Below are 13,037 nucleotides of genomic sequence, written 5' to 3'. Positions count from 1 at the left end.
AAAATAACCGCAGAGGCACTGAGGAAGATAGAGGGTGAAATTCAGAATTCTGAATTTCTTCACATTTTAGTGTTTTCTAGGATACACCTGCTAACTGTTTTTCTTTCGTCTCTAATGGTGCTGTCAGTGCTGCTTCTAAGTCAGCACAACCCAGTTTTTCTTCTAAGATTTTCATGACTTCGCGCCCGAAGTCATTGGGGTTTTGTTGCCAAGCTTGCAAGCAGACTTCGCCGAAGAATGAACCAAGGGGTTCGGGATTCCAGAGAAGTTTTTTGGCTGTCCACGGCATCAAGCTCATTGGATCGTATCCTGGTTTGAGGATGCCTTCTTTGAAAGCGTATTCTTCTAAATGAGTATGGGGTTGTAATCCAATAAAGAAGATAGCAGGTTCGACTTTATCTGCACCAAAAATCCGTTCTAGTTCGCGGTGGTAAGCGATGGTTTGGCGGATGGTTTCGGGACGTTCGTCAATCACGTTAAAGGAGTAGTTAACAGAAACTAAGTCGTTGAAACCAGCGGCTTTTAAGTCACGGCAGTTTTGCAAGACGGTTCGCAAGTTATACCCCATCCGCATTTTCCGCACAAGTTCTTGAGAACCACTGGTAATGCCGATTTCAAAGTAGTTCATCCCGGTTTTCGCCATCAACTCACACAATTCGGGTGTCAAATTGTCGGCTCTGATATATGCTGCCCAGTGGATATCTGTCATACCAGAATCGACGATTTTTTGCAATAGTTCTACAGCATCGGCGATAAATTTTTTCGCGGGAATGAATTGGGCATCGGTAAACCAGAAGTTGCGAATGCCGCGATCGTATAATTGGCGCATCTCAGCAACTACTTCATCTGCTGGGTTGATGCGTACTTGTTTGCCTTCAACGACAGTGTAGACGCAATAACAACAGTTGTGAGGACAACCACGTTTAGTTTGTACACCTATATAAAAGTCTTCTTCTTGCAGGTAAAAGTTAAATTCCGGCCAGATGCTTTCGATATAGTCGTAGTTACAAGCTGTTTTTTCTATTGGGGTGGGTTGTTCGTGAATTAGCCGTTGACGTGGTTGAGTTTCTCCAGCAACATAACAGCGTTCATCTCGAAAATCTCTGCCACTTAAAAGTTTTTCCAGCAGAGTTTCGCCTTCACCTACAGAAATAATTGTTCCTTGGGGTAAGCTTTTACCCAATTGTTCGTAAAATACACTGACTGCACCACCACCGACAACTACACGCGCATCAGAATTATATTTTTGGGCACGCTTTAAACCGCGTTTGATTAAGCTCTGGTTTTGCCATAACTCTACATAGTAAGCGATGAAGATTCGTAAACCGCCCAATCCGCCGCGTAGTTTCAATAGAGGATTCTTGGCGTAGTAAAATTCAAAAGCGTTTTGCAGTGGGTTGCCACCACGTCCGCCAACTGGGGCATAAATTTGAATATCCCGCCAAGAGAATACTAATAGTGTCGGTTTAAATTCATCAATACAACGATCCAGAGCCGAACTGTAATCTAAAGGTGGCACTGTTCCCAAATCAAAGATGCGCTGTTCAATATTAGGAAACTGCTTGTGGACATGATCGCTTAGGTAGACAACCCCAATAGGAAAGATGGGGTTACAAGGAAGGCGAACGTAAAGAATTCGATTTTCCATCATCTGTGTTTTAACTTCCATCTTGCCAATCTGTGGAGAAAGCGAGAGAAACATCCAGTCTTAAAGTGTGTACTTGTTTTATTTGGTTTTATTTATCACAATCGTACTTGACATTTTAGCCGATTATTGGTAATCCCGAAGCTGCCATTAGCAACTGCGGAAAACGCTAAAATTGCTGTGCATAAAACATACATGGAATTTATAAAGAGCTTTATGAAGACATTTTTTCATATAGCTTTACCATAACATTGAGTTTATTCATTAAGCGATGATCCCAGCCGATTAATCCTGGGATAGATGAAAGAGCAAAACTCACTTCCTCACTATGCCAAAAGCTAGGGGATCGTTGTTATCTCAATTCCCTAACAATCTGCTTTAAGAAAATTGAACCTTTTATACCAGGAAAAAATATCAAAAACTTTTGTTTATAGTGTATAATTCCGAAAAAGGTGTGAATAATTACAAAATTTTCATAACTGAAAATATATCTTTAGACAGAAATAATCTACAAATACTCAGTTGGTATTCGCAGTTACAACAACTGGGGATCAGTGGGTGCTAGGCTTGGCTAGTGTAATGTAAAATTGTGGCGTAAAGCTCCTCAGCAGTTATGGCTCAAATATTAGATCCTCTACCACCTGAGCAATCAGGAAAAATTCTCTGCTGCTACATTAATGCCACGAGCAAAATACAGGTAGCTCGCATCTCCAATATTCCCAACTGGTATTTTGAAAGGGTTGTTTTCCCTGGACAACGTTTAGTTTTTGAAGCTCCGCGAAAAGGTCAAGTGGAGATTCATACAGGGATGATGGCTAGTGCAATTTTATCCGATAAGATTCCGTGCGATCGCCTGATGCTCGAAGAACCCAGTACTAATGAGTTTGATACAGACTCATCAGATGAAAAAGACCCTTTTAATACCAAACTAATGGTGCAGCAAATTAATACAAAAATCGGAGATACTACAAAACCCTTGCAAATTCTTGGTTTAGCATCGGTTGATTAAAAAAAACAATTTTATCTAAATTTAAGGGTTGCTAATTTAGCAGCCCTTTTTGTTTATTATTTATTGGTCATTTGTCATTGGTCATTGGTCATTAATTATCCTTCCCTGCTCCCCTGCTCCCACTCTCATTTACAATCAATCTTATGAATCTGCCTTCATTTCTTTGGTTGTGGAAAATAGCCGCCTGGTCGATGGGGTTGTCCCTGCTGGCATATCTAATGTTAGCAATCACCGGCGTTTGGATGTTTCGGGCGAGAACTTCGCAACAATTTCCTTTTATTACGCCATTTATGGGCGGTAATAAAGGGGTGCGATCGCTCCACTATACAATGGGCATCAGCATGGTAAGTTTAGTCTTATTACTGCTAGCGATCGGTATTGTTGGCACTTTAGGGCACTTTGGTTCTTTAGGTCACTCGTCACACCTAATCGCTGGATTGATAGTGGTAGCACTAGTTTTACTCTCTGCTTTTAGTGCTACACAAATTAGTGCTAGACGATCTTGGGCTAGACCCTTACACATCGGCGTAAATATTATTTTGTTTGTCGGATTTGCCTGGGTGTCCCTTACTGGTTGGATTGTAGTGCAAAAGTATTTACCGTGAACTGCCATACATCAACTACCAGGGACATAGACCTACCCTACAATGAAGAAAAGCATTGTAATTGAGCCGTGACAGCAAACTCAGCCAATATCTCAGCTTCTATTTTTCGTCTGTCTCCTTTGATTCGGATAACGTTGCTGAGTCTATACATAGCACTCACAGTCCCATTACCTTTTTTATCGCAGGTAACAGCTGCACCCGTACCTCCAGAATTATTGTGGATAGGGATTAGCATCGGTTTAGTTGCCTTGTACGCGGTATTGACAGAACAAGTAATAGTAGATGACGAGGGAATTCAGGTTACTTACCCCGCCTGGGTGCCTCGCTTTTTTCGTAAAGGCTGGTCTTTACCTTGGTCACAAGTCAAAGAGTTAAAACCCCGCACCACTGGTCAAGGAGGGCTAGTTTATTACTTCCTCAGCCAGGATGGTAAAGCTTATTTACTACCGATGCGTGTAGCCGGATTTGCCCGTTTGGTGCAAATTGTGCAAGCAAAGACGACCATTGACACTACAGATGTTCGCCCTTTAGCACAGCCCTGGATGTACCTGATTTTACTGGGATGCACACTGCTGCTACTATTAGTCGATGGCTGGGCGATCGCTACAGCCTTAACTACTGCACAATTAACTTAGGTTATTTCTCTGCAATCCCCAGTCCCGTTGAATACAGCAAAAGCCACACTCAGGCTAGAGCAAGTTAATCTGTTTACAAAGCTGAAAACCCAACTTCCCGGCAATCAGCAAGGGTATCCCATATTGCGAGATATTGACTTGGAAGTATTTCAGGGCGATCGCATTGCCATTGTAGGCCCAGTAGGCGCTGGTAAAACTTCGTTATTACGCCTCATCAACCGCCTAATTGAACCCACGAGTGGTAAACTCTATCTAGAAAATCTAGAATATCGCCAAATTCCCGTCATCCAACTACGGCGGATGCTTGTACTTGTATTACAAGAATCAAAGCTGTTGGGGATGACAGTTGGGCAAGCCTTGGCTTATCCTTTAGTTTTGCGTGGTTTACCCAAACAGACAATTCAGGAACGAGTCAATCATTGGACAGACCAACTGCACATTCCCAATGAATGGTTAGGGCGAACAGAGGTGCAACTTTCTGCGGGACAACGACAACTAGTAGCGATCGCTCGTGCCTTAGTCATCCAGCCTAAAATATTACTATTCGATGAGCCAACCTCTGCCCTTGATACTGGTACGGCTTCTCATCTAATGCAAGTCTTAACCCAGTTGAGTCAAACTCATCAAACCACGATTCTGATGGTAAATCACCAACTGGAACTAGCCCAGATGTTTTGCACTCGGTTATTACACCTACAACAAGGTCATTTATTCGCAAATCAAACAGCCTCAGAGATAGACTGGATTGAATTACGAAAAAGCCTGATTCAAGCAGCAACTCAAGACGATTTTGGATTTTAAATTTTGGATGAGATAGGAATCAGGAATCGTTTTCTTACTCCTCCTCACCCTAATGCTCAGTGCGCCATTCACACTTGGCTACTAGTAAGTGTTGAACGTTGATTATTAAATCTCTCTCTAGCTAACTTTGTTGTTTGTGACTGTGAAATATTGGTATTCAAAATTTCCATGTTAAAACGGTATCCAACATTGCGGATAGTTTGAATCAAATTGGGTTGCCGAGGATCGAGTTCAACCTTTTTCCGCAGCGATAAAACGTGAGTATCAATGGTACGAGGGTTATCAATAGCATCCGGCCAAGCACGACGCAATAATTCCGATCTACTTAGAGGTACTCCCCCAGCTTGTGCTAAAACATACAGCAAACTAAATTCTTGGGGCGTTAAGTCAATAAACTCCCCTTGAAAGCGGACACGACGCTGAACTAAATCGATTTGCAAAGTGCCATAATCCAAATAAGCTGGTGCAGTAGGTGTGCGCTTCCGGCGAATCAGTGCCTCTACCCGTGCCAAAAACTCTTGCATCCCAAAAGGTTTGCTCAAGTAATCATCTGCACCCGCCTTTAAACCTGCGACTATATCAGCTTCACTATTACGGGCAGATAGCATTAAGATTAGAGGCTGCTGCTGACGATGCAACCAACGACAAAACTCAATGCCATCACCATCAGGCAGGTCTGCATCCAAAACTACCAGTGTTGGTTGATGGCTTAAAAATACTTCCCTTGCTTGATAAATACTGGCAGCTTGATGCACGCGGTATTCTAGTTGTTGCAAGTGCCAACCCAACAACGACCTCAGATGGGGATTCCCCTCAATGATTTCTATACAAACCGAACCCACGGTGGCAAGACCCCTTAGCGTCGATGACTTTCAAAGTAACAAGCCCATCTCTAAGGTTTTGTAGCCTTTGTTACTTCAATTGCGATTAACTTTACATTTCCTAATAAAATAAGTGGCAATATCTTTAATTTATGCCTTGCTGATAGGCGATTAGAAATATTATTAAATTTTTATTAAATTTATCTAAAGTGTTGTTAGACTTATGAAAAGTTCTTTTAACTTAACATTTTGCTTTGAGATGGGTGTAATGTGGCAAATATCTATAACCCAACCAGCTAACAACAATAACAGCTTTTCAACCTGATTAAACCTGATGGCAAAAGTGGATTTTTTCGCAAAAATTTCAAAAATTTAGTACTCCCATCCAGGAATATAACATCAATATAATTGGGCTGTGATTGTGAAAATCAAAAAAATAACTTAGCAGCTAACTAGAATTGATGTTTTCTGGAATAAGATGAAAGTAGCTTGTAGCTGCTATGAGGGTAATACCCAAAGTAGATGTGTTGACTTTGAGTTTATGCCAAAGTGAAATTACACTTCACTTTTTAGCGTGAATCATTTACAATTCTCATTCCAAAGAGATTAATACAGCAGTTATGCTCCAAGACACACAAACCATCCGCTATTACCAAAGACTCACCGATGCCTTCATCGAGTTATGGAATCGCGGTTATCGCACGGATGATATGCGGATGTATTTGGATGGATATCTAGCCGCACTGCGACATAGCAACGTCATTGAACCTTTTCTGATTCATCGCCTAGAAGAGGAAGCCAGCCGCTTCTTGTACGATGGTTCAAACTTTGCAGTGCCGCAACCACAGCCACAGCCAGATTACTACTAATTACCATTTGCCTGGTCATTGATAGTAACCGTTAATTACCGCAGATGATTATAGCATATTATCTGTATTGGTCAACGGGTTGTCGTGGTGTGAATTTTGGAGATATTGTATTGATTAAACGCATCCCCTCAGCCCTATATTGGTTTTGCCAATTAGACTGAGGGGATTGTTGTCTAGCAATAAAATCAAGTCCAACAAAGAGTATTTTTGTCAGAAACCGATTAAAAAACCCTTGAAAGGGGAAATAAATAGTATCTCTCCTTTCAAGGATATAAAAAACGGTATATTGCCTTGATTGCGAAGTGCAAATTCAGCAAGCTACTCTTTAGTTTTGGTAAAGAGAGATTACGAAGCTAATGCTACTTCTACCTTTTCTTGCAATTCACCTTTTTGGTACAGTTCAATCAAGATATCAGAACCGCCAAGGAATTCACCATTGATATATACTTGGGGAATTGTCGGCCAGCTAGAGTATTCTTTAATACCTTGACGAATTTCAGGGTCTGATAGAACATCAACCGTCTCAAAGGGAACTCCCAAGGTATTGAGAATCTGCACAACGTTGTTGGAGAAACCACATTGGGGCATTAACTTGTTTCCCTTCATGAAAACTAAAATCTTGTTTTCTTGTAGCAAGCTATCAATTTTGTCTTTGAGTTCTGGTGTCATGGTATTTATGTTTCCTATGTTGGATTCAACAGTGAGAAGTGAGAAGTGAGGAGTCAAAATTCATAACTCCTAACTTCTGACTCTTATTTACGAAGCTGCTGTTGCTTGCCAAGCTTCGGGAGTGTATGTTTTCACCGCCAAGGCATGAATTGCTTCAGTTGACATAGCTTGACCCAAAGCACCATAAACTAACTGGTGCTGTTGCACTAGTCCTTTACCTGCAAAGTGCGATGAAACTACTGTCACCTGATAGTGGTCGCCGCCACCAGTCAAGTCTTGCACCTGAACCTGTGCGTCTGGCAGTCCCGCCTTGATCATTTCCTCAACCTGTTGCGGACTAATCATCGCAATTCCTGAAAAAACTTACTTTTCTATTATTAACAGATATAGAGCAAATGCCTGTGCCAACTTCAGGCTTTGGCAAGGCTGTAGATACACACCCTTCTAAGGTGTATTGCTTGAGAACGCTCAGGTTTTGGTTACGGGGGATAGCTCTATCCTAGCACTGGGGCGTTCCCAAGCGACTGATTAGGGAAATGGGGATAGGAAAAACAAGCAACAAAAATTTAATTTATTTTTTTGGGGATGAAGAGGATGAATTACCACCTTCTCTGGGATAGGGAGAATCAACAAAACCCAACTCAAATAACTGTTTATAGGCTTTCTTGCCTAAATCCCGTGTCGGGTTTTGACTCTTAATTATTTGAACTAACAACGGTACAGCTAATTCTGGCTGATTTTGTGCCCGATGTACCAATGCTAGCTGAAAGGTGGCTTCATCTCGCTTTTGGGCTGTTAATAGAGCTTTTTGACGCTGAGAATCAGAAACTCTGTTGTCAATTCCCGAAAAGCTAGAATTTAACTCTTGATAAAAATTAGATAGCTGATTATAAACTTGACGTGCTTCTTGCAGTTTCTTGGCAGCTAAGGTGTAGTTTTGAGCAGAAACGGCTTGTTCTGCATCTTTTACTAAGCGATCGCCACCTGCAATGCTCAAAAGGCTGTTACTTTCGGTTATGGGGCGGAGGTTATTAGGATCGTTAGGGTCAATGGGTTGTGGTTGGCTGGTAGTGCCTGGTGACTGTGATACCTGAGCATTCACAGGTGATAGCAGGCTGAGGACTGCTATAACTGATAAAACAGTACGGTGCATCAAGGTAACAGCGACAGCAGTGTTCATGGGATCAATTAGTGCGACAACTATACAAGAGAGTTATGGAAACTTCGGGTATCTTAACTCTGTTTTGGTCTTGGACAAAGCAAAGTTACATCCTAAGTATCTCTGATTTAGACTAAAAACCAGTTTAATAGAGTTCCCATTACCCCTGTATACCAACTAACTTATATCGCTGCGATCGGCGATACCTACGGGGGAGTCCGTCACCATCTGTCTGAGTACCTACTTTTCTCCCCAAGAATTATCTCCGGTTAACTGGGATATTTGGCAGGAGAATTTTCCCAAAGCACTGCTTGAAGTATTTGCGTAGGCATCGCACCAAACTAGTTCAGAATAGCGATGTCTTCAGTCGACGCTTCCCAACTTTTATTTAACTGTCTGACCAAATAGTGAAAATATTTATCATCAAGCAATTCGGTAGTTTGCAGGCAATTAATTAGCTATTGGCTCAAAAAATGCCAAATTGGCTGAATATATCATCAATAGAGGGTAATCTATATATGTATACATCCTCAAAGATTGCAAAATACCACTAATATTTTGTGACTTACTCAGGATGAATATAGCAGTTAGCAATTAGTGTCAAATATTGAATTTTGCAGTTTCTGAATTATGCACAGTCAATGATTATGAGGTTTGACTGTATCAAGAATTAGTAATTTCTGCAAATGCGTGATTAGTAACTTTTGTTTCTTGATGGCTCAATTGTTGCAGTGCCTTTGCTAAATCAGTTGTGATGTTTTTTGCCTCTTGTTTTATACAGCCATTCATGTAATCCGCTACTCTGATTGGGGAGCCAATGTCAATACTGACATCTGTACCCCAATTGGGATAAGGTTGGCTGTAATTAATGCCTATGGGTATAATTTTCACTCCCAGCCCGGAATGACTAGATTCAGCACTCAAAGCAAGACGAGCAATTCCTGGCTTCAATTGGTGAACTTGGCCATCACGAAAAATGTTACCTTCTGGAAAGATAACCAGGGTTTTTTGCTGCTGAAGTAGTTCTACTCCATGTCGCAGCGTGCGGATTGACGGATGCTTAGAATTTACAGGAAACCCCCCTAAACGTTGAACAAACCAGCCTTGCAAACCTTGGCATTCATCAATAGTCACCATAAATCGCAAGTCTTGCTTTCTCAGAGAAGCAGTAGCGTAGGGTACAAGCAAGGCATCCCAACGCGCCCGATGTGTAGGCGCAAGGATCACAGGCCCAGTTGTGGGGATATTTTTTTGTCCGGTTATTCTAATTTGTCCAAAGAATAATGGTAATAGGCAGTGACGCCCTAATAAATATGCCAGGGGACTTAACCAAGGAGAAACCTTTGAGGTAGTGCTATCTACCGGAGGATTTGCTGGGATGTGCTGGCAGGTATCGGATGAAGAGTAAAATTCCATCATGACGGATGCAGCTGATTGACGGGTAAAAATTTAACGAAAGGCGTGATTAGTTACACCGTAGATTCTCTTGTGTGACTTGTGTCGTAGTAGATGGACAGTTTTACCTCTGTCCGTTAGTTTACCTTACGCCGCCTAGTAGCAAACCAAGTCTGTAATTGCTGACGACAAGCTGACTCTAGAATGCCTCCGATTACTTGGAGACGGTGATTAGAAGCAGTACTATCGGGGATGTTAATAACTGTACGAATTGCGCCAGTTTTGGTATCGTCTACTCCATATACCAGTGTTCCTAGTCGTGATTGGACGATCGCACCTGCACACATCGGGCAAGGTTCGAGAGTTACATACAGAGTGCATTCATTGAGATGCCAATTTTGTAAAGTTGTTGCGGCTGTCTTGATAGCGAGAATTTCCGCATGAGCAGTAGGGTCTTTGTCGCGCTCTTTTCTGTTTTCTCCTTGTGCTAGCAATTTGCCTGTTGAATTAATGATAACAGCACCTACAGGGATTTCACCTGCATCACCTGCTGTTTTTGCTAATTCTAGGGCATAACTCATCCATTGTTGATGTATAAGATATTCCGTATACTTAGTTAACATATTCTTATCAATTCGATATTCCTTGCCCTAAAGATGGGCAAACTTGCTCTACAGTTTTCTGGCACTTTGTCAAGCTAGTTTTGAGGGTTTAGGTTTTGTAGTAAGGACTTTAGTGCTTATACCAATTCTGTATGAATATGCGCTAAACCATGTTTAAGTACAAGAAAGCAAAATGAACCGCATACCCCTTCGGGGAAGCAAGCTACGCGCAGCGTCTCGTAAGAGTTGGACGCAAAGTAAAAAAAGAAGTTAAAAGGGTTTGGCGCACCTCACAAAGAAATGGTATTAGAAAAGTAAGGACTAAAGTCCTTACTACAAACTTGCTTACTGAGCAATTTACAAATCAAAAATTGCCCAACATCGCATCACCAAGGAAATTGTTGGGGGCTAATTTGATTTCTAAATAGCGGCTTGGGCTAAAAGGGGATCGAGTTGACTTTGTGTGTCTAGCTGATATAGGTCATCGCAGCCGCCAATATGCTGGTTATTGATAAAAATTTGTGGTACTGTGCGGCGACCGTTGGCGCGTTCTGCCATTTTCGCTCTGGCTGCTGCGTCGCCGTCGATTTTGTATTCAGTAAAATTTACACCTTTCCACCACAGCAGTATTTTGGCACGAATGCAGTAAGGACAAGTTTGCCATGTGTAAAGTTCGACGTTGGCTTTGACTCGCTCTGGATGGCGATTTAAGAGGGGATTAAGAAAGTCCAGCATAATTTTCTTAAGCAAGGTTTTAACTATATCTTTAGCCTAGATCGTTGCTTACCGCATCGGCGCTGGAACCCATTTTTGGAAACCCTCTAAATGATTCCAGTAAGCTAAATATCCAGTCAATGCCCAAATTAGAGCGGCTACTATCAGCACTGCTACGCCAATTAGGCGCCAAGTTCGGTTGGTTTTCCAATAGAGAGTTGGTGCTGCAAAAATACCACCTAATCCAGTTAAAATAAAGCCGATTCCCGATAAAAGCGGTTGCTTTGTCAAATTCAAGTTGATGATACGGATGCCGACTACGATCGCAACTGCACCAGCAAAGAAGCCGTAAATTGCGATTGTCAACAAATCCCAATTTTGAGCCAGGGCGATCGCCGCTGCAATAAACAAGATTCCAAATAAGACACTCGTCTCACCGAAGGCAATGTTAAAGCTACCCATGACTGGCCAGGTGAAGCTCATGTGTAAACCAGTTGTAAGTGCGATCGCACCCGTAATTCCAAACCCCGGAATCCACTGTCTTTGATTAGAATTATCTATACCACGGTACACATAGTCAGCCAGGAGAAATAACCCAGCTACCATGTTGATTAACATGAGGGTGATGTAGTCGATAAACACGATTAACCTCTGAATTTGACAAGTTATTTACTCTACGCCTCGTTCTTTATTTTTTAGTGAATCTACCAGCTTTTTAATTTATTATTTTATACCTAAAGATAGATACTAAAGAAAAGCAATGTTCTAGATATACACTGTTACCGATTTGTGCAAGTTTTTAACTTAGTTACGTGTGAACACGTTTTATACTGGAGTAGTTATGAGTAAAAAATTAGGATGTGTTAACTGGCACTTTTCTAACGATTTAGCAGTAAAACTTAACTTTCTTCCACGTGTATCCGCCCTTTGGTAGACTTGAAAACTGAAATAGGCAGATGAAACGACGCAAATTCAAGCAGCTGAGAGGGCAAACTCTGTGGAAAATACACTTGGGTTAGAGATTATTGAAGTAGTAGAGCAAGCCGCAATCGCATCTGCAAAGTGGATGGGTAAAGGCGAAAAAAACATCGCTGACCAGGTAGCTGTGGAAGCTATGCGGGAGCGGATGAATAAAATCCACATGCGCGGTCGCATTGTGATTGGGGAAGGCGAACGTGACGACGCGCCTATGCTATACATCGGGGAAGAAGTTGGTATCTGTACCCAACCAAATGCCGAAAGTGTCTGTAACCCTGATGAATTAATTGAAATTGATATCGCCGTTGATCCCTGTGAAGGCACCAACTTGGTAGCTTATGGACAACCTGGTTCGATGGCTGTCTTGGCAATTTCTGAAAAGGGTGGATTATTTGCTGCTCCTGACTTTTACATGAAGAAGTTAGCAGCACCTCCCGCAGCTAAAGGCAAGGTAGATATCAACAAGTCAGCCACGGAAAACCTGAAGATTCTCTCTGAGGTTTTAGACCGGGGTATTGAAGAACTTGTTGTGGTAGTAATGAAGCGCGAACGCCACAACGATTTAATTAAGGAAATCCGTGAGGCTGGAGCGAGAGTTGCCCTAATTTCAGACGGTGATGTGGGTGCAGCTATAAGCTGCGGTTTTGCTGGAACCAATATCCACGCTCTGATGGGTATCGGTGCTGCTCCTGAAGGCGTAATCTCAGCAGCAGCAATGCGTGCTTTGGGTGGACACTTCCAAGGTCAACTGATTTACGATCCCGCAGTCGTAAAAACAGGTCTGATTGGAGAAAGCAGAGAAGCCAACATCGATCGCTTAAAGTCTATGAATATCAATGACCCCGATAAGGTCTATGATGCTCATGAACTAGCATCTGGTAAAACTATTCTGTTCGCGGCTAGCGGCATTACCAGTGGTAATCTCATGCAAGGTGTACGTTTCTTCAAAGACGGGGCAAGAACTCAAAGCTTGGTAATTTCCAACCAGTCAAAAACTGCTCGATTTGTTGATACAATTCACTTGTTTGGTGAACCAAAAGTTCTCCAACTGAACTAATTTTTAGGGAATGGGGAATGGTAAAAGTAGAGGTAAAGCATTTGGAAAGAAATGTTTCTATAAAAGTGAAAAATCATC

15 protein-coding genes are annotated in these 13,037 nt (G+C 41.9%); 6 read left to right on the top strand and 9 right to left on the bottom strand.

The annotated features are described in order from the left end of the window. Positions 1-76 precede the first annotated feature (76 nt). A complete protein-coding gene (locus V7K84_RS27355; protein ID WP_334842761.1) occupies positions 77-1,669 on the bottom strand; it encodes a photosystem II high light acclimation radical SAM protein in 1,593 nt (530 codons plus the stop codon). 589 nt (positions 1,670-2,258) lie between these two features. Here V7K84_RS27355 and V7K84_RS27350 point away from each other — a divergent pair. From V7K84_RS27350 to V7K84_RS27335, 4 genes are all read left to right on the top strand, one after another. After that, the gene (locus V7K84_RS27350) at positions 2,259-2,654 is read left to right on the top strand and encodes a DUF1830 domain-containing protein (RefSeq protein WP_194041932.1); all 396 of its coding nucleotides are present in this window, start codon (positions 2,259-2,261) and stop codon (positions 2,652-2,654) included. A gap of 143 nt (positions 2,655-2,797) precedes the next feature. Then, positions 2,798-3,259 (top strand): DUF4079 domain-containing protein, encoded by a 462-nt coding sequence (locus V7K84_RS27345; protein WP_334842760.1) that lies wholly within the window; start codon positions 2,798-2,800, stop codon positions 3,257-3,259. Positions 3,260-3,327: 68 nt separating this feature from the next. Then, a complete protein-coding gene (locus tag V7K84_RS27340) occupies positions 3,328-3,894 on the top strand; it encodes a hypothetical protein (protein ID WP_334842759.1) in 567 nt (188 codons plus the stop codon). 27 nt (positions 3,895-3,921) lie between these two features. Continuing rightward, positions 3,922-4,695, top strand: coding sequence for an energy-coupling factor ABC transporter ATP-binding protein (locus V7K84_RS27335; protein ID WP_334842757.1), 774 nt, complete (start codon positions 3,922-3,924; stop codon positions 4,693-4,695). A 68-nt stretch (positions 4,696-4,763) separates the two neighbouring features. Here the strand turns inward: V7K84_RS27335 and V7K84_RS27330 are convergent, their stop codons facing one another. Beyond that, entirely contained in the window at positions 4,764-5,537 is a 774-nt protein-coding gene (locus V7K84_RS27330; protein ID WP_094349507.1) for a response regulator transcription factor, read from the bottom strand. A 599-nt stretch (positions 5,538-6,136) separates the two neighbouring features. On the opposite strand from V7K84_RS27330, the gene V7K84_RS27325 reads away from it, so the two are divergent. Beyond that, a complete protein-coding gene (locus V7K84_RS27325; protein ID WP_099102685.1) occupies positions 6,137-6,385 on the top strand; it encodes a DUF6761 family protein in 249 nt (82 codons plus the stop codon). A gap of 345 nt (positions 6,386-6,730) precedes the next feature. Here V7K84_RS27325 and grxD read toward each other — a convergent pair whose 3' ends face one another. From grxD to V7K84_RS27290, 7 genes are all read right to left on the bottom strand, one after another. Further along, positions 6,731-7,054 carry a Grx4 family monothiol glutaredoxin gene (gene grxD, locus V7K84_RS27320; protein ID WP_094349509.1) on the bottom strand — a complete coding sequence of 108 codons (324 nt, stop codon included), beginning with the start codon at positions 7,052-7,054 and terminating at the stop codon, positions 6,731-6,733. A gap of 87 nt (positions 7,055-7,141) precedes the next feature. Next, complete coding sequence (locus tag V7K84_RS27315; protein ID WP_094349510.1) at positions 7,142-7,399, bottom strand: BolA family protein; 258 nt, start codon at positions 7,397-7,399, stop codon at positions 7,142-7,144. A gap of 226 nt (positions 7,400-7,625) precedes the next feature. Beyond that, complete coding sequence (locus tag V7K84_RS27310; protein ID WP_094349511.1) at positions 7,626-8,234, bottom strand: hypothetical protein; 609 nt, start codon at positions 8,232-8,234, stop codon at positions 7,626-7,628. 642 nt (positions 8,235-8,876) lie between these two features. Then, positions 8,877-9,632: a lysophospholipid acyltransferase family protein gene (locus V7K84_RS27305; protein WP_334842756.1), complete on the bottom strand. Its 756-nt coding sequence runs from the start codon at positions 9,630-9,632 to the stop codon at positions 8,877-8,879. A gap of 113 nt (positions 9,633-9,745) precedes the next feature. Continuing rightward, positions 9,746-10,231, bottom strand: coding sequence for a tRNA adenosine(34) deaminase TadA (tadA, locus tag V7K84_RS27300; protein WP_334842754.1), 486 nt, complete (start codon positions 10,229-10,231; stop codon positions 9,746-9,748). Between the two features lie 399 nt (positions 10,232-10,630). Then, positions 10,631-10,945 (bottom strand): glutaredoxin 3, encoded by a 315-nt coding sequence (grxC, locus tag V7K84_RS27295; protein WP_094349514.1) that lies wholly within the window; start codon positions 10,943-10,945, stop codon positions 10,631-10,633. A gap of 48 nt (positions 10,946-10,993) precedes the next feature. Continuing rightward, entirely contained in the window at positions 10,994-11,566 is a 573-nt protein-coding gene (locus V7K84_RS27290; RefSeq protein WP_334842752.1) for a DUF981 family protein, read from the bottom strand. 355 nt (positions 11,567-11,921) lie between these two features. Between V7K84_RS27290 and glpX the strand changes: the two genes are divergently transcribed. Next, positions 11,922-12,959: a class II fructose-bisphosphatase gene (gene glpX, locus V7K84_RS27285; protein WP_334842751.1), complete on the top strand. Its 1,038-nt coding sequence runs from the start codon at positions 11,922-11,924 to the stop codon at positions 12,957-12,959. Positions 12,960-13,037 lie beyond the last annotated feature (78 nt).

It is taken from the genome of Nostoc sp. (assembly GCF_036917315.1).
Lineage (GTDB): Bacteria > Cyanobacteriota > Cyanobacteriia > Cyanobacteriales > Nostocaceae > Nostoc.
Note: the sequence above shows the minus strand (reverse complement) of the source record. Positions and strands in the feature narration are given on the sequence as shown.

Excerpts from the sequence above, each read along its gene's own strand:
- V7K84_RS27315 (WP_094349510.1), bottom strand. The coding sequence starts at position 7,399 with ATGATTAGTCCGCAACAGGTTGAGGAAATGATCAAGGCGGGACTGCCA.
- V7K84_RS27325 (WP_099102685.1), top strand. The coding sequence starts at position 6,137 with ATGCTCCAAGACACACAAACCATCCGCTATTACCAAAGACTCACCGAT.
- grxD (WP_094349509.1), bottom strand. The coding sequence starts at position 7,054 with ATGACACCAGAACTCAAAGACAAAATTGATAGCTTGCTACAAGAAAAC.
- grxC (WP_094349514.1), bottom strand. The coding sequence starts at position 10,945 with ATGCTGGACTTTCTTAATCCCCTCTTAAATCGCCATCCAGAGCGAGTC.
- V7K84_RS27305 (WP_334842756.1), bottom strand. The coding sequence starts at position 9,632 with ATGATGGAATTTTACTCTTCATCCGATACCTGCCAGCACATCCCAGCA.
- V7K84_RS27350 (WP_194041932.1), top strand. The coding sequence starts at position 2,259 with ATGGCTCAAATATTAGATCCTCTACCACCTGAGCAATCAGGAAAAATT.
- V7K84_RS27310 (WP_094349511.1), bottom strand. The coding sequence starts at position 8,234 with ATGAACACTGCTGTCGCTGTTACCTTGATGCACCGTACTGTTTTATCA.
- V7K84_RS27355 (WP_334842761.1), bottom strand. The coding sequence starts at position 1,669 with ATGGAAGTTAAAACACAGATGATGGAAAATCGAATTCTTTACGTTCGC.
- tadA (WP_334842754.1), bottom strand. The coding sequence starts at position 10,231 with ATGTTAACTAAGTATACGGAATATCTTATACATCAACAATGGATGAGT.
- V7K84_RS27345 (WP_334842760.1), top strand. The coding sequence starts at position 2,798 with ATGAATCTGCCTTCATTTCTTTGGTTGTGGAAAATAGCCGCCTGGTCG.